Genomic DNA, 22848 nt, shown 5'->3' with positions numbered 1-22848 from the left:
CAAATGAAGCTGAGGGCACGGCGATGATGGCGGCCGGCGAGCAGACTACGGAGAAAACATCGCGGACATGGACCTCGATGATCTAGTTAACGCTGCGTTCATGAACGACGACTAGGCATGAGTTAGGAGGCAGCAGTGAGAATCACGGTCACCGGGACAAGTGGATTACTTGGCCGCAGCCTCGCTGCCAAACTGTTCAGCCAGGGCCACAATGTCGTCGGAATCGCCCGCCATCGTCCCGAAAGCTAGCCGAGTGCAGCTGATTTAGTCGCAGTGGACATTCGAGACACTGCTGCCGTACGCTGCGCTGTCATGGGCGCTGAGGTCGTAGCTCACTGCGCCTGGACACGGGTGCCTACAGGACCAGGTCAATATAGAGGGTGTACCCAACGTCCTGGACGCGATGACCATATACCGGCGCCAGAAGCATCGTTTTCGCTTCCTCAGCACACTTGTACAGTGCGGCAACGACGCCAGCAACCGAGGGACGATGCTATGACGTCGGCCACTATTGATGGCCTTCACAAGGCCCACGTTGAGAAAATGTTGGCCAATTCTGGAATGCAGTGGTTCGCGATTCGATCCGCGCTAGTCGTCGGCCGAGGAGTAGACAACTGGGTATGCCGGGCGCTGGCCTTGCTCGTGCTTCCCGACATCAGCGCCGATCGTGCCCTGCAGGTTATCCACACCGACGACGCGCTTCGGTTGTTCATCCACGCAATCATGGATACTGAGATCAATAGTAGTCCAGTCAATCTTGCGGCGCCAGGCGAGACGACGTTTCGTCAGATTGCCGCCAGACTCGGGCTGCCGATCGTGCAGCTGGGCTCACGGTTGGCGGTGCTACGACGCCTCGGCCTTTTGGCCGAACTAGACTTTTTGCAAAGTGCGCCATGGATAGATACCTCACGGCTGCGCGATGAGTGGGGATTCGTGCCGGTCTGGAACGTCGATGAATGCATCGACGACTTCGCACTGGCGGTCCGCGGTCGGTTTTCGTTGGGTGGGCGGTTGATGTCAGTTCCCTGACTGCTGGCCAATATTCAGCACTTGCCTGCCGTCGATTTGCCGTCTGAAGATGAAGTGGTACCTAAATTCGCTGGACCAGAAGGAAGTAACGGCGAATTCGACACCCCAATCGACCCGCGTTTCCCTACTTTCCTGGCCACAAATTTGTCGGAGGCGCTGCCTGGTCCGTTCTCGCCGTCGTCTTCATCGGTGACTGTGCGGGGCCTGCGCGCCGGGGGTGTGGGCATCGCCAAGCGGTTGCGGCCCGGCGGGGTGATTCAGCGCGAAATCTCCATGCGCACCGTCGCGGTATTTGCCCACAGACTGTACGGAGGCATCACGTCGGGACATGTTATGGCACGAAACCGTGCCGTTCGTGAAACCTGCAACCATTGTAAGCAATAGTGGATTCTTTGGTCCCAGCATGAGCTCCCTACCGATCTTTGGTAAGCAACGTCCGCCGTCGGAATCCTGCCCCGTCCACAGGAAAACTACGCATTCTCCGCAACATGGGGGTGTTCGGTGTCAACCTCGTTGGCCTAAGCGCCGGTTCATCCCAAGACACCAGCACTTACATCGAAGATATCGATCATCTGGAACATCTTGCCGGCGTTGATGTCAACCAACTCGACGATCGCCGGCTGCTAAGTCTGATCTTTTTGGCGCGTGATCATGTCATGCACGGCTGGGTGTTGGCGTCGGGGTGATTCATGTTGTGCGCCGCGTTCAACGTGTTGTTGCGCGGTCTGTGTGGGCGAGAGACCGCACCTCCGGCTGGGCCAGGATTGGTCAGTGCGCGATCGGTGGAGGCGGTGCAACGACTGGTCCGCGCGGCGTGGCTCGACCCGAACGTGACACGCCTGCTGGCCGAACCGGGGGAGCGCCTTGACAAGCTGGCAATCGAAGCGCCAGAGTTTCATTCCGCCGTGCTAGCTGAGCTAGCATTGATCGAGCATCGAGGTCCAGCCGAAGTCGAGATGCTGTCAACCAGTTACGCTGATAATCCCGAGTTACTAGTCCGGATGGTGGCCAAGGCGTTAAGCGCTCCTCTTGCGCCGTCGCCCCAGCATCCGCGGATTCCACGGCAGGCCATGCCTGTTGCGCTGTTAGCCGCCCGCCAACTGCGCGACCGGGAAGTTCGCCGCGACAGGGTGGTGCGCGTCATCTGGGTGCTGCGCGGTCTACTGCGTGAGTATGGGCGCCGGCTGACCGATGCCGGTGTTTTCGACACCGCCGATAATGTGTTCTATCTGTTGGTCGACGAGCTCGACGAACTTGACCGACTCCCGGTGGACGTTTCGGGACTGACCACCCGACGCCGAGCTGAACACCACAGGTTGGCAGCCATCATCCCGCCGACGGTATTCAGCGGCACATGGCAGCCGTTGACCACGTCGTCGAGCGTGTTGGGTGCCGGGGGCATCCTGCGCGGTGTCGGAGTCTGCGGCGGGCGGGCAGCTTTGAATGACAGTATAGAACGCTAGGATGCTCGCGTGGGCTCGGAAGTTGTCGATTCCTGCGGGGCCCTAGGACCGAGACACCTGTATTTGGGAACGTGGCTCAGTTGAGAGGTCGGTCGATCAGATTAATTCCGGTTAAGACAGCAGCACCTATGGGCAGCCTGTGTGGTTTGTGGCTGACGCATGACGATTATAAGTCAATTCTACCTTAGGCCGGGAACTTTTGAGTATCACATCGATCAAACTGTGTGTCACGAGCTTGGGCATATAGTGTTGGGACATGGTTGTTCCCGACAGTTCGATGACGGCAAGGAGTGTAAAAGTGAGCTATATCATAAATTCCTGCCCAATCTGGATTCGGTGACCGTGCACGCCGTACTGGGGCGTGCGGACTAAGCCCTCAATCAAGAACGTGACGCTGAAATGCTTTGTGACTATGCTGATGATCGTGGCCGAAGTCTTCACTAGGGCACTCGGTGGTGCGTAGCTTTTTTCGCCCTCGATGATCATCATTGTACTTGAGGTATAGTCTGGTCTTTTATCATTATTTATGGCGATTGTTCTTGCTGTACGTTACAACTGGGCTAATACTGAGCCAGTTGAGACATATCTCAAAAATATACTAGTGCTAATTTTGTCTCTCCGCTGTTTAGCAAGCGGGTTGTGGAAAGACTACTCTCGGGCAGTGTGCTGCTGAGTGTGAGGGCAGCACAACAGCTATCTTTGGTTGTGTTTATCTTTGTGGCTAACGAGTTCATGGATTTCGTGTCTTTGTGGTTGACGCGCTCACTAAGTGAAACGCATCGCCGTCGCCATCATCATTGTATAGCGGTCACTATCTTATTTGTTGACTTTCTCGTCTCAGCTACCTAAGCCAGAGTTGTAAGGATGCTTTTTGGCGGTTGCAGATGAATAGGACAGTGTATTGGTTTTTGGGTTATTGACGGTAATTCTTGTGGTGCTATCCGCACAAGTATTTCAGATGTGTATCAAAGAAATAGGACGACTCGATGTGAAACGTTGTGAACGGGCTGGTGGCGACAGTTATACATGCTCTTTTTTGGCTGTCGGCTCTATGACATTGCAAGCGGTTTTGGTGTCGTTGTTTGAGCAACTTGGATGGATTAATGTAGTTAATTTACGGTTCAGTAGCTATGGGTTCATTATGTTCGGAGCTACGGCAGCTGGTATCTGCTTGATTGTCATCCCGTGCGTGCCGAATTTAATCGGCTATTATTGACTCTCTCAGGATAGTCAAGAAGATCGTAACTTTTTTATGGCTTCGCTTAGCGAAAGCATGATCACCGCAGTTCCGGAAATTTTTTAACTGGTCGACCGGGATCTAAGTCAGTGAAAAACAATGCTGGAGCTCTATCAGGGCACCGTCCAAATACGCGGATGCGCTTATGCAATTCGACTGTATTTCTGCGATATTGACCCGGCCGAGTTGATCGATTTGTTTAATAGATACACTGTTACTTTAGATCAGCGCAAGGAAACTGCGCTGACCCTCCAGTTTGCCTACGCGGCGCGCGCCAAACTGGCTGGCGCCCAAGTGGGCACTCTAGACACCTCGTTTTTTATCCTCATATAGACTACTCTTGAAGCAGAAGAGGCCGAATTGTTAAAGCTATCCAGATGGTGGCCATACGTAGAGGCCGTCGCTGCAAATAGAATTACATATATACTGTCCAGTTATAGTGGGCGACGGCATCCGCAGCCAAACATCAAGTCGTTGACATCGGTGGTGTGACATGTTACGTAGTCGGTGTTGTAACGACGACAGTCGACTAAGCAGCCGAATGTTTTGCTGATACTTTCGAGTGGCGGCACGGATCGTAGGCAGCCGAACGGCTTGATCCCGGTGTTGCTCAACTGGGCAGCTGAATGATGTGTTTAGTTGACAAAGAGCAGTCCGGATTGATTGGTAAGGCAAACGCTAGTCACCGAATAACAACGAGTCCCCGTTGACCAATTCGGGGCTGTTGTCGTTGATGAACGGACTTGGATCGCCAGGAAGGTGGCCCCGACCTGCAAATTCGTTTCGTTGCAGGCGGCCCAAACGGCTTTCTATTCGTCGTGAGCTGTTTCGAGCCGGGGCAGGAGATTGGGTCAGATTGACCAATCAGGTCAGCGTGCCGGTGTGTTTGGAATCGGTCATGCAGAAACAGCCTTAGCCGTCAAGGCGATGTCACTATCGAGCCACTATCGAGCGGAGCGATGACACCGTCGCACGTCGCGTTGTGATAATAGCCCGGATCGGCTAGATGGCCGGCCTTAGTCCAGGCCATGACATCGGAGATCGCTGCCTCGGCGGTCGGTGCGGTTGGCACTGCCTAAGGTGTGCTTACTGTCGGGGGTGTTGGTTGTCGCTGAAGTCCTGTATGGGTGGAATAGGTACTGCGCGCGTATTATGTTTCGCGTATTATGTTCGTAGTGTTGGCTACCGTCGGATTATGCACATGAGGGCACCATCCGCACCTGCACCGTCGAAAGCTTCACTCGCGACGGTGTGTACCGCTGGCGCTCCATCCCGTATTCCCGGCAGCCGCTGGGGCACCTGCGATTCCGGGCACCGCAACCCGCCTAGCCCTGTTCGGGGTGCTGAGCTGTCACAGCTTTACCAGCTGTGTACCCCAGCAGCGTCGCCATACCATGGTAGGTATCAGGTAAGTACCAGCACGATGGGCGAGGACTGCCTCCCATGCAACTTTGTCACGCCCTAAGTCGCCAGTGCGGAACCACTACACCGGTCGTGGTCTGCATCCATGGTGGGCGGGTACATCTTGGGCAGCTTGGCAACCCCACTCTACTACGGCGCTGCATTGGCGCGCCGGGGTTGGGGGTACGTTTCCAGTCAGCTACCGGCTCGACGTACTGGGATGTCTGGACCGGATATCACCATTGACAGCAACTTGTATTTGCACGATCTGGTGCTGGCGTTGCCATCGATGAGAGACCATATTGTGGAGTTCGACGACGACCCAGTCCGTGTCACCATTTTCGGTGAAAGCGAAGCGTGTATAATATAGCCAACACTGTTTGCGGTGCCTGCCGCCAAAGGCCTGTTTAATCGGGCGATTTCGGCAAGCCTGGTGTTGGGAATGGTGCGGTCGGAAGAGCTTGTCGACGAGTTCGCGATGTGTTTTGCCAAAGTTACTTTAGTGTGCGTGCACCGGATGCCGGTGCCGTGCTAATGAAGGCATCCCCGGCCCATCTGGTGGCAACACAGCAATTTCTGATCGAGCAAGATCATGCGAAAAATGCTGGACTCCATCACCAGATTGGTCCCGTCGTTGGCGACGATTGTCTGCCGATGAATCCGGCCTAGGCGATGCGGGCCGGTCATGTGCGTTAGGTGCCGCTAATTGTTGGCACCGACACCGAAGAGGGCCGGCTGTTCACCAGGTTCCTCAAGATGTTGCCGACGGAGGAAACGATGATCGGAGAGTTTACTAGCCAACATTGAATTGGCTGCTTGTGAACGTATTACCGTCGCCTATCCAGGCTACCCGAAGCAATCGTTCTGCATACAGCTGGATGGTTACTTTGTCTTTAGCTCGGCGTTCTGGCAGATCGCCGAGGCGCAGGGCAACTTATCGCTGGCATGCTGCCCTCCGTGGCTCGCGTAACAGATGCGGGTGCTCTTCCTTAACGCTGATTTTTCGCACCCGCCGGCAAAAATAGTGTCACGATGACCGACGGGGAACCGCTCAACGACGACGATCGGCATTTCTGGCTGGTGAAGGGCGGCGAATGGCTGGCTAGCTGCCATTACGGCGCAATGGTGAGTTGTTCAGCGCTCAAACGAACGTATCGCAACCAGGTGCATGCGCACTGTCCGCATATTGAGTGACTTGTATCTCAGCGCATCACTGGACCTCATCAGCCGTCGACTAGCCGCTCAGTCCTGCCATTTCATACCGGCCGCCCTGTTGCGCTTGTAATTCGACACTTTAGAATCGCTTGGCGACGACTAACCTGGCCATCAATGTAGATATCGACTAGCACGGCCAGGATGTCGCTGCCATCGTCGATACTTTCGTCACTTTCCTGGCCAGGCTCGGCAGTGCGGCAGAACCCGTAGACAGCGCGACAATGTACTAAACCGTTGGTCGTGTTGCAGGTTTATCTTCGCCTGTTACGTTGTCATCGGCGGCTTCCTAGCGGTGTATTGATGGCGCGCGGATCTAGCTGCACATGCCGGTGGTGGTTGAGAGTAAAATTGTCATAGCCGCCAATCGTGTTTATTGCCCGTTGACTTGCTTTGAATGGTTGGGGCGCGGGTCGCAGTGTTGGCCGCTGCCGCCGGACGGATTCATCGCCCATTTTCTATCTTGATATTAAGTAAGGAACTGGCACAGCAGACCAAGTCGCCAGCGATAAACCTGATCAGTGATTACCAGCAGCGCTTGCATGTGACTACAACTGCTGACCCGTCTACCAACGCTAGTCTAGCGTAGTGTCGGCTGGCTTGCCGTGCGGACGGGCGGCCTGAGGTCAGTGGCGTGCTCTTTTAGATGGCGCTGATGGGCATTTCGCGGCCACTTTCGGCGCCGACCGGCAGGGTTATGTGCGATCTTTTCGCAAGTATCCGCGTCGGGCAACCGGTGGTCAAATCCCGGCACCGCTGGAGACACCATTTACGAGATCCGCTTAGTCGCCCGGCGGCCGCACCGTCCCTAGGACGGCTTGTCTGCGGTGCGGTCACAAGTCCGCCCAAAAAGCTAAGGTCGGCCAGAAGCTCCCGGCTTTTCTACGCTTTGCGTACTGGATCGTATTTATTCCAGAACGTGTGCACTCCCAGGCTGGCCGTTAACATGGTGCACGTAAGCGCGGTGGAGGTGAGACGGGGCAGCTAACCGGTGGCCGGCAGAGACTGCCCCCGATCTGAATCAGTCGCATTGATCTGAGTGAACGTTTCGGCGTCGTCCGGAACACTGCTGCCAACGGGATCCGGCAGTACCTGCAGACCGCCTACTGCGGGCACTGCCACTGCCGACTTGTGATTGAGCAGCGATTCGACTATTTAGCCTATAAACATCACCGACAACAGGGGTCGTGCAGATTCTGCGCATAAACATGGTCGTTGGGTTATCCGGCTGGCCGGCAAACAAACCGCGTGCTATATCAACAGCAGTTTGCGACGGCAGTTTACTGCGACGGCGGATATGGTGGACCGGATGCGAACGTTGATCATTGTCGACGTGCAGGACGGTTTCTGCACGGGTGCATCGGTGCCAGCGGCCGGCGGCGCGGATACGCTACCCCACGCGATTAACGCTTACCCGGCCCAGCAGGCCAGCTATCAGATACCTCGTGGCCACCACATAAACCTTGGGAACCATTTCTCTGACACACAGGATATACACCACGTATCGTCCCGGCTGCCGGACTGCGTGGCGGGAAGCTCCGGTGCCGACGTTTCATCTTGATCTCGACACGAGCCCGGTTTAGGTGATCTTCCGTAAGGGTGCTTACAGCGGTTTCGAGAGTGTCGACTAGATGGAGACATTGCTGCTTGACTGGTTGTTGCTGCACGAGGTGAACGAGGTTGATATGGGGGTCGGCGTTGCCACCGACTTCTGCGTGTCCAGAACCGACCAAGGCCCGGCCCGGGTGGGCTTTGTGACGCTGATATTGCTAGACCTGTTAGTGGGGTCCAACGCGTCGTCGACCATGAGGGCACTCAACGAGATGAGCAATACCGGCGTCACCTTAGGCTTGAATTCCTGATGGCGGCACCGAGCCGCGACGAACTACTGGCCGCGGTGGAACCGGTCGACGCAGGCGACCGGTTCCACGAACGTATCGGATGGGTTGAACTATTGACCAGCGACGGCCGAATCGAAGATCAGTGAACTGGCAGCCGCATGTAGGGCACGCACAAATCGACCGCTTTTACGGTACCTTCATCGGGCCACGCGACATCAAATTCCATCATGATTGGGTAGCGTCATTGTGCGTTATCTCGAACTCGACATAGCGATGTCGTAAGCTGTGATAATAGTATATTTCCACTTTTTGCCCTATAACCTTCGAAAAGCTAGCGGCGAATGGGCGATTGTCGTGCTGCGGGCCTACGGGGAATTGCCGGTGATTATGCTACAGTCCCCTGTTTAACCAGGTTGCGAGCGGTATCATCCGCCCTCTAATTGCCCTGAGGGCTATTGGACAGTCAGGGATCGCATGCTACTGCGCGTTTTCATTCGGTGCTTTTTAGGGTTTAGGGCCGGAACACACCACAGGAAGTTGGTGGCAACCTTCCTGCACTCGGTTGCACAACGTGAAACATCGGCCACCTGTCGTGCGTTGTCATTTACTGCTGCAATAACTTTGGTCGACAACGATCCTCTTGATGTTGTTGAACTCGTCGAACGACTCAACGGGGCCAAAATGAACAGTGCCGGATCTACCGTTGCTATCTCGCTGGCCGTTCATGAGCGCGGTCTCATGTTCGCCGACGTGGTCTGGTGAGGCAACGAGATCAACCGGTTCGGTCCTTCCCGCTCTGGTGCGGCGTTGTCCAGTGCAAAACCATCAGCGCCAGATTATTCGGTCGACAGCAACAAGTAACAGCCCGGAAAGCCGATATTGTAAAGGACGAGGATCCGGAGGTGCGCTACGACTGCGCCGACCGAGAACAGCACCAGGCCGGCCGCCGCCGTAATTTCGGGGACAGACAGCCCTAAGAGACCGATAACCAACCAGATAACTTCGGCCAGTTTCACAGCTTCCAGTGTCGGTAGCCACGACCACGACACACCAACCTCGGTCGAATGCGCCAGCACGAATTTGGCGGGTATGAAGTTGGTTACAGCGATTCCCGCAGTGGCCATCGCTGTGCTTACCGTGACCATGATGTATGCGGTGTTCATAAGTCCAACCCGTGCAACGAGCCTCATGGCCGCAGTGTGCTATGCGGAACATGATAGATAGTGTCATGATGCTGGTCTCCTTTTGTGACACAAAGTTCAAACGTGTGCGGTCATCTACTTGACGGCTCTTGCGTAGGGAAGGTGACCGCTATGAGTGGGCCAGAAAATTTTGTCGATCTTAATGGTATTTGGCGTAGCGGTTTGACAAAGAGCGAAGACACTTTCCAGTCGCGTTTTAGCTGCTTGGCTCGGTAGCCAATGCTGATGACGCTCTAAAATGGTGCTGGCTGAAGGCCAGCAGCTCGGATTTCTGCACCGTGGACAACTTCACCGGCTGGTTCACGGTGGTTACCGTGCATGAGTCTTTCGACCAGCTTCCAGTACGTAAGCGACGAGTAAAGTGACCGCTGGTCGACTCCAACGAATTAGACCAGCTAGTGCAAACCATCTCCGCGCTGGCCGACGAAGACGCGCTGCTGAAGAACGCAGTCAGCAGCGCGTTATTGGCCATTTTGGACTGGCTTCCATCCGCACAACGTGTTGCGTTGGTGCTTCACAACGTGTTTGCTGTGTCGTTCGAGACGATTGCCGACCTGTTGAAGCGATCACCGGAAACCGTCAAGAAACTCACCAGCTGGGGCTGGGTTCGTGGGCGGCTGCATAGCGACCCTGGCCCGCCCAACTCCGCTGTGTGGCTAAGCGCCCCGAGAGCGTGGAGGCGTTTCTGGAAGCGTCCTGCGACGGTGATATCGCCACGTTGTTGGATCTGCGGGCACCCGAGGTGGTGCGGACAGTCAATCGCGTGCTGGTTCCCGTCGGGGTGCTGACCGAGATGCGTGGAGCCAAGGAAGTCGCCGACGAGACCCGTCGATTCGCACGACGTGCGCAATCCGTTGCCGTCTTGATCATCGATGGAATCCTGGGTTAGCGTGAGCACGCCGTGCGGTCGCGTGTATGCATTGTTTCAGATCGGCGTCGGTGACCACAATGGCATCCATGAGATCCACATTAAACAGCGAACCTGATCGCGTGCGTCGGGTTGTTCTTACAGTGCCGCGTAGGTTGTCTCGGGTGCACCACGTGCTGATAAGGTGCCAAGGAGATCGGACACAGCCGCAGGGTCGGTCGGCAAGGCTCCGAGGTCGGAAGTGCTATGCACGGTAAACTGTTCGGGCGGCGAAGCCTGTTGCGGGGTGCCGGTGCGCTCACCGCGGCGGCACTGGCACCCGGGGCTGTTGGTTGTAGTTCCGACGACGATGCGTTGACCTTCTTTTTCGCCGCCAATCCGGAGGAGACCAATGCCCGAATGCGCATCGTCGGCGAATTTCAGCGCGACCATCCCGACATTAAAGTGCGGGCGGTGTTGTCCGGGCCGGGTGTTATGCAGCAGTTATCGACGTTTTGCGCTGGCGGTAAATGCCCGGATGTGTTGATGGCGTGGGATTTGACCTATGCCGAACTGGCGGACCGGGGAGTTTTGCTGGATCTCAACACGTTGTTAGGACAGGATAAGGCGTTTGCTGCGGAGCTGAAGTCCGACAGTATCGAGCCGCTGTATGAGACCTTCACATTCAACGGAGGCCAGTACGCCTTTCCCGAACAATGGTCTGGAAACTACTTGTTTTACAACAAACAGCTGTTCACAAACGCTGGCGTGCAGCCGCCGCCCTGCACCTGGGAACAGCCATGGAGTTTCACCGAATTCCTGGACACCGCCCGCGCTCTCACTAAGCGGGATTCATCGGGACGGGTCACGCAGTGGGGCTTTGTCAACACCTGGCTCTCGTACTACACGGCTGGATTGTTCGCCCTCAACAACGGAGTACCTTGGTCCAACCCGCGGATGAACCCGACTCATCTCAATTTCGATGACGACGCGTTTATCGAGGCGGTGCAGTTCTATTGCGATCTGACCAACAAATACCAGGTGGCTCCCGACGCATCCGAGCAACAATGGATGGCTACGGCCGATTTGTTCTCGTTGGGCAAGGCAGCGATTGCGCTGGGTGGGCATTGGCGCTACCAAACATTCATGCGAGCCGAGGGGCTGGATTTCGATGTTACGTCACTGCCTATCGGGCCTTCGGCGGGCACAGTGCCCGCCACGAGATCCGGCGCCTGCTCCGATATCGGTGCCACTGGACTGGCTATCGCTGCCAGCAGTTCACGCAAGGAACAGGCATGGGAGTTCGTGAAATTCGCGACCGGCCCCGCCGGTCAAGCGTTGATCGGTGAATCCTGTCTCTTTGTCCCAGTCCTGCAATCCGCGATCTATTCTACGGGATTCGCCAAAGCTCATAATAGAGTGGCTAACCTCGCCGTACTCACTGGGGGGCCAGTCCATTCAGCGGGCCTGCCGATCACACCAGCGTGGGAAAAGATCAACGCCTTGATGGATCGTAACTTCGGACCTGTGCTGCGAGGAGTCCGGCCGGCGACATCGCTGGCCGGACTCGCACGCGCTGTCGACGAGGTGTTGAATAGTCCATGACATCGGTCGAGACCACAGCGGTACCCGAGCCTAGTATCGCTAAAAACCACGCCAGCTTGCCGCCTTCGCGCCGGCGCGCGTGGGCCGGTCGCATGTTCATCGCACCTAATCTGGCTTCGGTCTCAGTCTTTATGCTGTTTCCGCTCGGATTCTCGCTGTATATGAGCTTTCAGAAGTGGGACATGTTCACCCCGCCGGTGTTCGTGGGTCTGGCGAATTTCCAAAATCTCTTCACTTCAGATCCGCTGTTTCTCATCGCGCTGTGCAACAGTGTGGTTTTCACTGTTGGGACGGTCATACCGACCGTCCTGATCAGTCTGGTAGTTGCCGGTGTGCTTAACCAGAAAGTCAAGGGAATCGGGATCTTTCGAACGATTGTCTTCTTGCCACTGGCCATTTCCTCAGTGGTGATGGCGGTCGTTTGGCAGTTCATCTTCAATACCCATAACGGGCTGCTCAACATCATGCTCGGCTGGATTGGCATCGGCCCAATTCCCTGGTTGGTGAACCCTGGATGGGCGATGGCCTCGCTTTGCATTGTCAGCGTTTGGCGGAGCGTGCCGTTTGCCACCGTCGTCTTGTTGGCAGCGATGCAGGAGGTTCCCAAGACAGTTTACGAGGCGGCCAAAATTGATGGTGCAGGCGAGATAAGACAATTCATATCCATCACTGTGCCTTTTATCCGCGGGGCAATCTCGTTTGTGGTGGTCATTTCGTTCATTCACGCGTTTCAGACATTTGACCTGGTGTACGTGCTTAATGGCCCAAACGGCGGTCCAGAATTGGCGACCTATGTGTTAGGCATCATGTTGTTCCAGCACGCGTTTTCGTTCCTAGAATTCGGTTATGCGTCGGCGCTGGCGTTGGTGACGTTCGCAATCTTGTTGGTGTTAATCGTGTTGCAGTTGCTGCTGAACCGACGGCATTCGTGGGAGGTTTCTGGTGGGCTTAGCTGAGCGACTCAACCATATAGTTAAGCGCAGTGTCTTGCGTGCGGTGGTCGTTTACATAGCGCTGACCGGCATCGCGTGGTGCGCCCTGTTCCCCATTGTCTGGGCGTTGTCAGGCTCGTTGAAGAAGGAAGGCGAGATACGCGAACCCACGCTCTTGCCAGCCCATCCGCAATGGTCTAACTACACCGAGGTGTTTGATCTGATACCCTTCTGGCGAATGTTTTTCAATACCGTGTTGTATGCTGGATACGTCACAGTCGGCCAGGTTTTCTTCTGCTCACTGGCTGGATATGCGTTTGCACGACTACAATTTCGCGGGCGCGATGCGTTGTTCGTTTTATACCTGGGCACGTTGATGATGCCACTAACTGTAACAATTATACCACAGTTCATCCTGATGCGAGTCCTGGGATGGACTGACACGCCGTGGGCGATGATCGTGCCAGGCTTGTTCGGGAGTGCGTTCGGCACCTACCTCATGCGGCAGTTCTTCCGGACACTGCCGAGCGATCTCGAGGAAGCCGCAATCCTGGACGGCTGCTCGCCATGGCAGATCTATTGGCGGGTCTTGTTGCCTCACGCCAAGCCCGCAGTGGGGGTACTTGCGGTCCTCACCTGGGTCAACGTATGGAACGACTTTTTGTGGCCGTTGCTGATGATCCAGCGCAACAGCCTAGCCACACTGACGTTGGGCCTAGTCCGGATGCGGGGGGAGTACGGAACCTGCTGGCCGGTGATAATGGCGACCTCGATGCTAATCATACTGCCACTAGTCATCATCTATACGATCGCGCAGCGCGCCTTCGTTCGCGGTATCACCGTCACCAGGATCGGCGGGTAGTCATGGCTTCGGTGACCTTCGAACAAGCGACACGCCAGTTCCCTGACACAGATCGACCAGCCCTGGATCGCCTCGACCTCGACGTCGATGATGGCGAATTTGTGGTTGTGGTAGGGCCATCTGGATGCGGCAAGACCACCTCGCTGCGGATGGTGGCCGGATTAGAAACGCTGGATTCCGGATGTATTCGGATCGGCGACCGCGATGTCACTCACGTCGATCCCAAGGATCGTGACGTCGCGATGGTCTTTCAAAACTATGCCCTTTACCCGCACATGACCGTAGCGCAGAATCTAGGGTTTGCGTTAAAGATCTCTAAAATCTCTAAGGCCGAGATCCACGATCGGATACTCGTCGTTGCGAAACTACTTGATCTGCAACCGTATCTGGATCGCAAACCAAAAGATCTTTCCGGAGGTCAACGTCAGCGGGTAGCGATGGGGCGGGCCATCGTGCGCCGTCCACAGGTGTTCTTGATGGATGAGCCGCTGTCCAATCTCGATGCCAAACTGCGAGCGCAAACTCGTAATCAAATCGCGGAATTGCAGTGTCAACTCGGCACTACCACCGTCTATGTCACCCACGACCAGGTCGAAGCCATGACCATGGGGGACCGTGTCGCGGTACTGTGCTACGGGGTGTTACAACAGTTCGCTACGCCTCGTGAACTTTATCACAAACCCGAGAATGTTTTTGTCGCAGGATTCATAGGGTCTCCCGGAATGAACTTGGTCACCCTCTCGATCGTCGATTCCTCTGTTTTGCTGGGGGATTGGCCGATTCGCATACCGCGTGAAATCGCCAGCGCCGCAAGCGAGGTCATCATCGGCGTCCGTCCCGAACATTTCGAGCTGGGCAGCCTCGGTGTCGAAGTGGAGATCGACATGGTCGAAGAGCTCGGGGCCGATGCTTATCTATATGGCCGAATCGCAGGTGCCAGCAAAGTAACCGACCAACTTGTCGTTGCACGCGTCGACGGCCGAAACCCGCCGGCAAAGGGCAGCCGCGTTCGTCTGTATACAGAACCCGGGAATGTGCATTTCTTCGGCGTTGATGGCCATCGAATTTCTTGAGCACCTCGTTCAGTTAGGACTGAGTAGGACTTAGTCCGCGTGCTGCGCACCAGATAAACTGACATAATAGTGCTATATTTAGTAATTGTGAGTGTTGTGCATGCCGACTTGGTGTGTCAAGGTGGCGGAATTCGCGGGATTGGCTTGGTCGGAGCGGTAGACGCACTGGCCACGGCAGGTTACCGATTTCCTCGTGTGGCGGGGACTAGCGCGGGCGCGCTTGTTGCATCGTTGATCGCCGCCTTGCAGACCGCTGGTGAGCCGCTGACTCGGCTTGCTGAAGTGATGCGCACCATCGACTATCGGAAATTCTTTGACCGTAGTTTGATTGGGCGGGTGCCTTTAATAGGTGGCGGGCTGTCGCTACTAGTGTCGGATGGAGTCTACCAAGGGGCCTATCTCGAAGAGTGGCTAACCAGTTTGCTCGGCGACTTAGGCGTGTATACCTTCGGTGACTTACGTACCGGTGAGGAGCCCGAACAGTTTGCCTGGTCGCTGGTCGTGACTGCCAGTGATTTGTCGCGACGTCGATTGGTGCGCATCCCGTGGGACCTTGATGCCTACGGCATCAACCCGGACGACTTCTCAGTGGCACGCGCAGTACACGCTTCGTCGGCGATTCCGTATGTGTTCGAACCGGTTCAGGTGGCTGGCGCGACCTGGGTCGACGGCGGATTGTTGTCAACTTTTCCGGTGGAGTTATTCGACCGGTCTGACGGTGATGCGCGATGGCCGACATTCGGGATTCGACTGTCGGCTCGTCCTGGCATTCCGCCTACCCATCCGGTGCGTGGGCCAGTGTCGTTGGGAATCGCTGCTATTGAGACCTTGGTGAGTAACCAGGACAATGCATACATCGACGATTCATGTACCATGTTACGTACTATCTTTGTGCCTGCAGACGAGGTGAGTCCGATCGACTTCAACATCACCGTCGAGCAGCGGCAAGCGCTCTATCAAAGCGGATTACAGGCGGGTCAACAGTTTTTGAAGACGTGGAATTACACTGAATATCTGACGGCTTGTGGCCGCCCGGTTACGCGGTCGGCTGGCTTGTAAAAAATCCCCCGCGGAGTAGTAAGCAGTTCTGGGCTACGCAACGGCGCATTGCGAAGATGATGGCGCACAAGGTTTCCTAGGTATTGTGCCGGGTGGCTGATTCGTCATGGAACAGACGTCCTTGTCGAGGTCGATGCCGACTCCGCTCGATTGAGCACATAGTGGAGCTGAGTGCGGGCTTGGGGGATGTCGTGCTTGGCTCTGTTGGCGCTGTAGTCCGAGTCGAATAGGGTCGTATCGACCTCGAAGAACGGCACCGGGCACACCTGTGGCTTTTCGCTAACTGGGGTTTTCTGCTTGAGGGTTGTCCGGTGATTCCCGACCGCGCTACGCCGGTTACCGCGGGCCGGACAGGCTATGGTTCGGTCACGGTGTTGGATGCCCGTGCCAGTCGAATCTATGTTGCGGGCCGTCACGACACCGAACTCATTGCGCAGGTGTGTGTGTCGGGGGGCGATCTGCGAAGTGAAGATGTCGTTGTTGAGCACCTCGGTGGCATGAGACGGGCTTGTGAATATGAATATTGTGCCAGTGCGCCGGACTGGGCCGGCACACTGGCCGGCGTTCTCGTGGACCACCTAGTGGCCCAGAGTCGAAGGGGGCGCGGATCGCCGATGCGGTGCGCCGGGGACCAGGCGGTCCTAACACCTTCGTCGTCGGTCCCCGTATGTTTGTCGATATCTGGCAGGTCGTGAAGTCGCAGCGACTGGTCCTGACGGCTTGGTCCAACGTGCCACGGTATATTTTGAGTGGCAGCACGGCGCATGTCAGGTCCTGTACTTGCTTGCACCATGACCAGGCAAAAAAATCGCCAGTGCTTGGCGGCTGAGTTGTTGGTGCGTGATTGGAACGATCTGGCGCCGGCGCTGATCAGCCGGACTGACGAGCTATCGACTTCGTGACATGACACAGCCGGCCTGACGGTCGGCTAAGAGGTTCCTCTCGTCCTCAAGTACCTGTCGCTGGTGATCTCCCGCAGAAAGTGTTGGGCAGCAAAGGGTATTGGTGCATGATGCGGGACGGGGATCGTGTTGTTGGCAAACATGCAACATATCTATCTATCATATATATGATAGATAGATATGTCTCGCGATAAGGTCATGCCGATAACCCCGATGATCCCAACCGGGTCCAGCGAAGGTCCTCTGTCTGCGTGGTTGAGGACTAAAGCCTCACGACGATGAGTGTGTTGGCTTCTGCCCTTGCTTATTATTGAGGGAGAGAAACAATTCACTGACTGTGGTCAACGTGGTTATTGTCGCCGCCGCAACTTAACCGCCAGTCCCGGACCCGGACTCTTTCGGGATTTGGCTGGAAGAGGAGGACCGCAAGGTCGTGGTACACGTAGCCAAAAAATCGCCGAAGACGCCATGTCGGCGAAACGAAGGGCCATCGTCAAAAGTGAGGTCGTATTTTCGGCTCCAGTGCCGAAGCGCTGGCCGAAATGTCCAGTAAGGCACAAATGATGGTTTTCGGCGGCATTGACCGGGGTACATTAGTCTGGGATTTACTTGGTTCGGCACGCCAATTGCTCGGTCGCCGTCATCCGTAATGAAGGTCTATTGATGCCGAATCTACAGCATGCTCCTGTCCTGTTGGGAATCGACAGTTCACCGGCTTCTGACCTTGCCACGGCTCGCGTTCGACGAAGTGTCGCGTATGGGAATCGATCTGATCGCCTTGCACGCGTGAAGCGACATAACAGTATTTGAACTTCTGGGCTTGGACTGGCCCGGGGTGGTGTCAGCGGCAGAGCGCCATCTCACAGAATGGTTGGCCGGTTGGCAAGAGCGGTATCCGGATTTGACGATGAACCGACTGTTCGTATGCGATCAGCCGGCGTGATAGCTCGTCGAAAAGTCAGAATCCACATAGCTCGTCGTGGTGCGGCAATCGCAAGTGCCGGGTGCCTAACTGCGTCGATCGAGCGAGATTCTGGTAGCCAACGGGCCCGGCCTACTGATGCCGGAACGTGGATTGGCTCCCCGGGCACTGCGCGATATCAACGTCGCCGACGAGGCATTCCGTCTGTCAACGTCTACGGACTGACCTCGCTGCCTGTCGTCAACCTGATTCCGCCTCGTGAGCCGTCATCCGGCTTGCGCCCAAATGTAAAGCACGGTCACGTTCTGTGGCGTGTCTTGTGGGTGTGGTGGCAGTGTTGCGTGTCCATTGCCTGATTGCTCAGTAGATACTCTGCCAGTGCGTGCCGCAGTTGCCGGTGCTGAAGCAATCCGGACAAGCGGTATAGCCCCCGACGCATCGTCTCAGATGGATTAAGCAAATGATAAATATGACATCTGCGTCGGTGTCAGCAACGCAGAATCGCGGTGGTGCAAGCCCTTATAACAACGGGTTTTAGATGGCAAGGGGGCGCAGTTCGACTTTGTCGAAGTGTTTTCCGACACGGATCGTTGGCGTGAGGGATAGGCTATTAGCAGCTCATAGACATGCCTAGTTACCAGGAATTGATAGGTCTTGCCAGGATGAGGTATGACCGGCACCCTTACCCGAATGTTTTCACCCACGTTACCCCCTCGCGAGCATGAGTTCCGGTAGGCGGTCACGATTCTGCGGCTCAACCAGGGAGTAGACGGCCAAGTGGTCTTTGCCTTGATAGAACTCGAGGAGCCAAACAAATTGTACAGGTCACGACTTTCGACGACACCGGCCCGGTATCGGATCGATTCGCGGTCATCGTTTGCTACAACAGCGATGCGAACTGCACATGCAAAGTCCTGGTTCAAAGTACTGTTTTCGTTGTCCGATGACCCAGTCGCGTCGTTGACTATATAGCCGGGGTGCAGGCGAACACGGCGGTTAACGAGTGGCCATAGGATGGGTGAGCTGTTGCGCACCCATCCTGCCGTGGTCGCGGCATCGCACAGATACGGTGTCACCGACATGGACAGCGTGCTCATGGATGTGTCAACTTATAGAGACATCACGATCCCCGAAGTTTACCGTGGCCGTCGGCTCGCCTGGGCGAACATCTGGGTCAAGTCGTCGGGCGACGCCAATCCCTATCACCATCTCACGGAATTGCACTGCGTGATCGATTTAAACACGATGGAACTGCTCGAACTTGAGGAAGGTGAACCACAAAAGCTCATCGGAGGTAGTGGCCGAATAATCTTTCTCGGGACAATCACAAACTCCTGCTCGAATCGATTACTAGGATGCCACTGCAGATCACGCAGCCCAACGATCCGTTGCTCATCATCATCATCAAAAATCAGTCGCAATGGCAAAACTGTTTGTTGCGAGTCAGTTTCAACTATCGCGAGGGGATGATGCTGCATGCTGTCATGTACAACGATCACGGCCGAATACGTTCCGATCGCCCACCGCATATCATTCACCGATATGGGGGTACTGTACCGCGATCACTGGGATGATCACTACCGTCGTACAGCGTTTGACATCGGCGAGTGGGGTCTTGCAAGACAGCAAGGGTGAGTCCTAAACAATCAAAACACACCATTTGCATCCGTGAAAAATTAACGCGGCATTGTGGAAGCACGTCTACCTCGATACCGGCGCGTGCATCCTCTGGATGCGCCGGCACACAGCATCCTTTCACGCCACCGTCACCAACTACGAATACCTGATCTACTGACGCTTCTGTCAGGACAGATAACATCGAATGTGAATTTCCTGAAACAGGTATGATGGTGACCACACATCTGCACGACGGTGAGGAACACTAGTACGGGACGTTGGTAGATCAGCGAACCCGTGCATCATATCATCAGCATTTCCTCACTGTGCGGCTTTATTTCGATATAGACGGTACCGACAACACGGTGTATGTGAGGTGAGACCTCGGTATTCCTGCATCAGCAGCGACACCGGTCTGGACGGCATCAGAACGAGATAGTCGCGGACTCGACGCCGTCCACCGTCCTGGCAGTGGACGTTCCCCCATTCCTCGAGCTCAGACACGACAACCTCATGGACCACGCCCACCTGTTGGCCGGAGTCCATCCGGGCTCCAACGCATAGGTAGGTGATTGCTTCGCGCGCCGCAAGGCTGGCTTCGTCGTCAGGATCACTGTACATCACATCGCTAACCTGAGCCAGCCATAGCAGGGTGGCAGGTGGCTTCCCGCTCAACAAAACCTCCCACAGATACTCTGGTGCCCCAGCCGTACCCAGGTATTGCTCCGATCCCGGTCATCGCCACAGCCTGCTCACGCATGTCCTGTTTCCCTGCGCGTTACTTTGTGCCATCTCGTGGAAAGCTCAATGACACCCTACCTTGGCTACAATGTCCCTCTTTTTGCTCTTCATTTCTCTCGGGTCACGCAATAAGGACACCTAAGGAAGAGAAGAACAGCAACACCAGTGTCAGGTCTGATACAAAACTGTCTACAAGGGCTGGTTATTGCTCTGCTGTGATGCCCTACCTTAGCTTAGTCAAAGGAAACAATACCTTAAAATTATTTTTAGAGTAATCAAGTGTTGGAGACGGTGCGTAGCGTCATGGTCCACAGTGGCGAGTGCTCAGCTGAGTCGACTGCCGACAAAGAACACCGCCATCATGATCTTGTCGCCCAACGGTACCAACGGCTTGTCGACCACAGCCCCAACATGACCTGCGTGCATGAAAGCGGCCGAGTGACCTATCTCAATCCCGTTGGTGTCAAGTGGATGGCCGCACAGTCGCCCGAGCAGATCATCGGGCACCCGCTGATCGAGTTTGTCCACCCCGACTCTATGCCGGCAATGATGTCCCGCATCGCGCCCCTGCGCGAGGTTGGCGACGCATCTCAGCCATCGGAGGCGGTGCTGCTACGCCTCGACGGCACTACGCTTGAGGTCGAAGCGGTATCGGTGCTCACCGTATGGGAAGGAAAACCCGCTTACCAGGTCATCTTTCGCGACCTGACCACTCAGAAAGCCGCGGAAGAAACGCTGCGCTTCCAAGCGGCTTTGGTCAACCACGTCAGTGACGCCATCATCGCCACCACGTCGACCGGCATGGTCACCAGCTGGAACCCGGCCGCGGAGGCCATCTACCGTCGTTCCGCATCAGACGTCCTAGGCATGCCGATCGGTGAAGCTGTAGGCGCGCCGCTGGATCCGGGCGCCATAATCACCGAGGGTGGGGTGCTAAGTACTACCCAGTACGCCTCGGATGGCATGGCTCTGGCCGTGCGGGTGTCTGCGGCCGTGATGGAAAACGGTTTCGTGCTGGTGTGCAGCGATTACACCGCGCTGCTCCGAGTCGAGCGCCGCTTCCAAACTGTCGTCGCATTATTGGAGGAAGGAGTCATCGTCCTGGACGGCGACGGCTACGTCGAATCAGTGAACCCTGCCGCCCTGCGCATTCTTGGCGTCAGTGACCGAAGTGCCCTCGATGACCCCGTCCGGCGGGCAGCAACGCTTCCGATGTACGATGCCCAAGGCCGGCTGCTTGACCACGGTCGGGGGGCTGTGCGCGAGTTTTTGCGGACCGGTACCCCAAAAACTGGCTTCATCGTCGGTATCGATCGTCCTAGCGACGGGACACGGGTTTGGTTGTCAGTCAACAGCCGATCGCTCAATCCCGTCGATCCCGAAGACGCGACGTTGCTGATTTCCTTCACCGACGTCACGGCCGAGCGCCAGGCTAGCCAATACCTGGCCCATCAAGCGGCGCACGACACGCTGACCGGCTTGCCTAACCGCACGTCCATCCTCGCCCGTATCGATGAACAACGTTACTGCGGCGCCCCCGACCAGCTGCTGACAGCGGTGCTGTTCATCGACCTGGACAATTTCAAGGGCATCAACGATTCGCTGGGGCACGACGTTGGCGACGTAGTGCTGCAGACTGCAGCGCAACGATTGCGGGCGGGATTGCGATCACGCGATGTGGTGGGTAGGTTCGGAGGTGACGAGTTCGTCGCTCTGATCCTGGGAAAGATCACCCATACTGAATTGAGCAAAGTCGTAGACAGGATGCACGCGGCACTATCTGAGCCGACCTACGTCGCCGATGCTGTACTCCACCTTCGTGCGAGTATCGGTGTCGTTGCGATCAAAGGCGACGACCCCCGCAACATAGGTCAGATCCTGCGCGACGCCGACACCGCAATGTATCGGGCAAAACTTTCCGGCGAAGGGACCAGCTACTACACTGACACGTTCAACCAACAACCTAGCTGAACGAAGTCGGTAGAGATTATTTAACAACGCCTGATAGCACAATTTGCCATCGTGACCTATTGGCGATACGCAGCCCTCGCCAGCCAGAAAGAGGGGAGTGAAGGGCGGTCGACTGTAGTCCGTGCAGCTCACCAGGGTGGACGGTACGGGCTTTCACCTAACACGCGAATTATTCATTAAACGCAAGGAGGTGTGGCGTCGGATCCCGTGCGTAGCTGCCGAAGTGGTTTCCTTGCCAAGGGGGGCGAGAATTCTCAGCTGGTGTAATTTAATTTGGCCGAGTAACGAGTAAGCGGTAGCGATGCGTGCTTGAGAGGTGCGAGTTCCTCCGTATTGGGTAGCGACGATTCGAGCGAGGAGACCGCCTGGTGGCCACCAACGTTCCCACAGGCCGCCCCGTTAACGACTCCTCGGCGGTCCCAAGCAAATCTTTCAACGTGTCGGCGCCTCGATCAGAAGCCATCGTCGACTTCATACATGCCCGCAGGAGCCGACGTCACAACCGCCACCAAGCCGCCCTCCAGTACCACCGCAGACGACCACCCTCGCCATAGATCGCACCCAGGCGATCATTCATCTGCGGACCCAATACTGGAGAAATTTCCCGCGTTGGAAGCATAAACCATCACATTGAGTACGGTCTCGTCAGTGCAAAAGTAGCGAAACGTCATTGTGGCGCCGAATGTATGGACATCCAGCCGGCTAGTTCCCAACTCGTTTTTTGCCAGAAACCGCCTGTTCCACTGTCAACTTGACGTGTTGAATCAGTAGTTCCCTGGACCCGGCCTTACAAGCAGATTCGTCACAGTGACTTATCCACTCTGAGAGTACCACAAAAAATATAATTTTAGGGGAAGGTGGAATGTTCGGTCAACGGCTATAAGGCCTGTCGACAGCGACATCCTCAAGGATGCACCGAACACCCGAATAAT

The 22848-nt window shown here is 56.0% G+C and carries 15 protein-coding genes and 5 pseudogenes; 18 read left to right on the top strand and 2 right to left on the bottom strand.

Going from position 1 to position 22848, the window contains the following annotated elements; genetic code table 11:
• Nucleotides 1-135: 135 nt before the first annotated feature.
• From ML_RS18010 to ML_RS18995, 8 genes and pseudogenes are all read left to right on the top strand, one after another.
• Nucleotides 136-2462 (top strand): annotated as a pseudogene (locus ML_RS18010) (NAD-dependent epimerase/dehydratase family protein); the annotation flags it as partial.
• Nucleotides 2463-3828: 1366 nt separating this feature from the next.
• Nucleotides 3829-4062 (top strand): hypothetical protein, encoded by a 234-nt coding sequence (locus tag ML_RS07255; RefSeq protein WP_041322791.1) that lies wholly within the window; start codon nucleotides 3829-3831, stop codon nucleotides 4060-4062.
• Between the two features lie 918 nt (nucleotides 4063-4980).
• Nucleotides 4981-5058, top strand: coding sequence for a carboxylesterase family protein (locus ML_RS19005; RefSeq protein WP_231883219.1), 78 nt, complete (start codon nucleotides 4981-4983; stop codon nucleotides 5056-5058).
• Between the two features lie 178 nt (nucleotides 5059-5236).
• A complete protein-coding gene (locus tag ML_RS15890; protein ID WP_049769765.1) occupies nucleotides 5237-5500 on the top strand; it encodes a carboxylesterase family protein in 264 nt (87 codons plus the stop codon).
• Between the two features lie 15 nt (nucleotides 5501-5515).
• Complete coding sequence (locus tag ML_RS15885) at nucleotides 5516-5665, top strand: hypothetical protein (protein ID WP_231846558.1); 150 nt, start codon at nucleotides 5516-5518, stop codon at nucleotides 5663-5665.
• A 497-nt stretch (nucleotides 5666-6162) separates the two neighbouring features.
• The gene (locus ML_RS07245) at nucleotides 6163-6324 is read left to right on the top strand and encodes a hypothetical protein (RefSeq protein ID WP_156517128.1); all 162 of its coding nucleotides are present in this window, start codon (nucleotides 6163-6165) and stop codon (nucleotides 6322-6324) included.
• Between the two features lie 1649 nt (nucleotides 6325-7973).
• Nucleotides 7974-8204, top strand: coding sequence for a cysteine hydrolase family protein (locus ML_RS19000; RefSeq protein WP_049769762.1), 231 nt, complete (start codon nucleotides 7974-7976; stop codon nucleotides 8202-8204).
• Nucleotides 8204-8945 (top strand): annotated as a pseudogene (locus ML_RS18995) (nuclear transport factor 2 family protein). The gene ML_RS19000 and the pseudogene ML_RS18995 overlap by 1 nt, the downstream one beginning before the upstream one ends.
• A gap of 74 nt (nucleotides 8946-9019) precedes the next feature.
• Here ML_RS18995 and ML_RS07230 read toward each other — a convergent pair.
• Nucleotides 9020-9346, bottom strand: coding sequence for a DoxX family protein (locus ML_RS07230; RefSeq protein ID WP_010908337.1), 327 nt, complete (start codon nucleotides 9344-9346; stop codon nucleotides 9020-9022).
• A gap of 239 nt (nucleotides 9347-9585) precedes the next feature.
• On the opposite strand from ML_RS07230, the pseudogene ML_RS07225 reads away from it, so the two are divergent.
• The 9 genes and pseudogenes from ML_RS07225 to ML_RS18985 all read left to right on the top strand — a co-directional run.
• Nucleotides 9586-10510: pseudogene (locus ML_RS07225) on the top strand (sigma-70 family RNA polymerase sigma factor family protein).
• Nucleotides 10500-11837, top strand: a complete 1338-nt coding sequence (locus ML_RS07220) for an ABC transporter substrate-binding protein (protein WP_010908336.1) — start codon at nucleotides 10500-10502, stop codon at nucleotides 11835-11837. The pseudogene ML_RS07225 and the gene ML_RS07220 overlap by 11 nt, the downstream one beginning before the upstream one ends.
• A gap of 92 nt (nucleotides 11838-11929) precedes the next feature.
• Nucleotides 11930-12793: a carbohydrate ABC transporter permease gene (locus ML_RS07215; protein ID WP_414085559.1), complete on the top strand. Its 864-nt coding sequence runs from the start codon at nucleotides 11930-11932 to the stop codon at nucleotides 12791-12793.
• Nucleotides 12780-13631, top strand: coding sequence for a carbohydrate ABC transporter permease (locus ML_RS07210; RefSeq protein WP_010908334.1), 852 nt, complete (start codon nucleotides 12780-12782; stop codon nucleotides 13629-13631). Before ML_RS07215 ends, ML_RS07210 begins: the two co-directional genes overlap by 14 nt.
• Before the next feature lie 2 nt (nucleotides 13632-13633).
• Nucleotides 13634-14704: an ABC transporter ATP-binding protein gene (locus ML_RS07205; RefSeq protein ID WP_010908333.1), complete on the top strand. Its 1071-nt coding sequence runs from the start codon at nucleotides 13634-13636 to the stop codon at nucleotides 14702-14704.
• Nucleotides 14705-14788: 84 nt separating this feature from the next.
• Nucleotides 14789-15763, top strand: a complete 975-nt coding sequence (locus ML_RS07200) for a patatin-like phospholipase family protein (RefSeq protein ID WP_041323856.1) — start codon at nucleotides 14789-14791, stop codon at nucleotides 15761-15763.
• Between the two features lie 96 nt (nucleotides 15764-15859).
• Nucleotides 15860-16665: pseudogene (locus tag ML_RS07195) on the top strand (DUF3097 family protein).
• A 1936-nt stretch (nucleotides 16666-18601) separates the two neighbouring features.
• The gene (locus tag ML_RS18990; RefSeq protein WP_081439340.1) at nucleotides 18602-19057 is read left to right on the top strand and encodes a hypothetical protein; all 456 of its coding nucleotides are present in this window, start codon (nucleotides 18602-18604) and stop codon (nucleotides 19055-19057) included.
• 425 nt (nucleotides 19058-19482) lie between these two features.
• Nucleotides 19483-19527: pseudogene (locus ML_RS18985) on the top strand (hypothetical protein); the annotation flags it as partial.
• Here ML_RS18985 and ML_RS15875 read toward each other — a convergent pair.
• Complete coding sequence (locus ML_RS15875; RefSeq protein ID WP_010908331.1) at nucleotides 19526-19879, bottom strand: hypothetical protein; 354 nt, start codon at nucleotides 19877-19879, stop codon at nucleotides 19526-19528. The pseudogene ML_RS18985 and the gene ML_RS15875 overlap by 2 nt on opposite strands.
• Before the next feature lie 369 nt (nucleotides 19880-20248).
• Here ML_RS15875 and ML_RS07170 point away from each other — a divergent pair, with 369 nt between their 5' ends.
• Nucleotides 20249-21916 (top strand): diguanylate cyclase, encoded by a 1668-nt coding sequence (locus tag ML_RS07170; RefSeq protein ID WP_269147092.1) that lies wholly within the window; start codon nucleotides 20249-20251, stop codon nucleotides 21914-21916.
• The last annotated feature ends 932 nt before the right edge of the window (nucleotides 21917-22848 follow it).

The sequence above is a fragment of the Mycobacterium leprae TN genome (genome assembly GCF_000195855.1).
Classification (GTDB): domain Bacteria; phylum Actinomycetota; class Actinomycetes; order Mycobacteriales; family Mycobacteriaceae; genus Mycobacterium; species Mycobacterium leprae.
The sequence above is the reverse complement of the archived record's forward strand: the minus strand, read 5'-3'. Positions and strand labels throughout refer to the sequence as shown.

What these genes read in the sequence shown, in the direction of transcription:
- ML_RS07255 (WP_041322791.1), top strand. Translation starts at nt 3,829, where the DNA reads ATGCTGGAGCTCTATCAGGGCACCGTCCAAATACGCGGATGCGCTTAT.
- ML_RS15890 (WP_049769765.1), top strand. Translation starts at nt 5,237, where the DNA reads ATGGTGGGCGGGTACATCTTGGGCAGCTTGGCAACCCCACTCTACTAC.
- ML_RS07245 (WP_156517128.1), top strand. Translation starts at nt 6,163, where the DNA reads ATGACCGACGGGGAACCGCTCAACGACGACGATCGGCATTTCTGGCTG.
- ML_RS19000 (WP_049769762.1), top strand. Translation starts at nt 7,974, where the DNA reads ATGGAGACATTGCTGCTTGACTGGTTGTTGCTGCACGAGGTGAACGAG.
- ML_RS07230 (WP_010908337.1), bottom strand. Translation starts at nt 9,346, where the DNA reads ATGAACACCGCATACATCATGGTCACGGTAAGCACAGCGATGGCCACT.
- ML_RS07220 (WP_010908336.1), top strand. Translation starts at nt 10,500, where the DNA reads ATGCACGGTAAACTGTTCGGGCGGCGAAGCCTGTTGCGGGGTGCCGGT.
- ML_RS07215 (WP_414085559.1), top strand. Translation starts at nt 11,930, where the DNA reads ATGTTCATCGCACCTAATCTGGCTTCGGTCTCAGTCTTTATGCTGTTT.
- ML_RS07205 (WP_010908333.1), top strand. Translation starts at nt 13,634, where the DNA reads ATGGCTTCGGTGACCTTCGAACAAGCGACACGCCAGTTCCCTGACACA.
- ML_RS18990 (WP_081439340.1), top strand. Translation starts at nt 18,602, where the DNA reads ATGGGTGAGCTGTTGCGCACCCATCCTGCCGTGGTCGCGGCATCGCAC.
- ML_RS07170 (WP_269147092.1), top strand. Translation starts at nt 20,249, where the DNA reads ATGGTCCACAGTGGCGAGTGCTCAGCTGAGTCGACTGCCGACAAAGAA.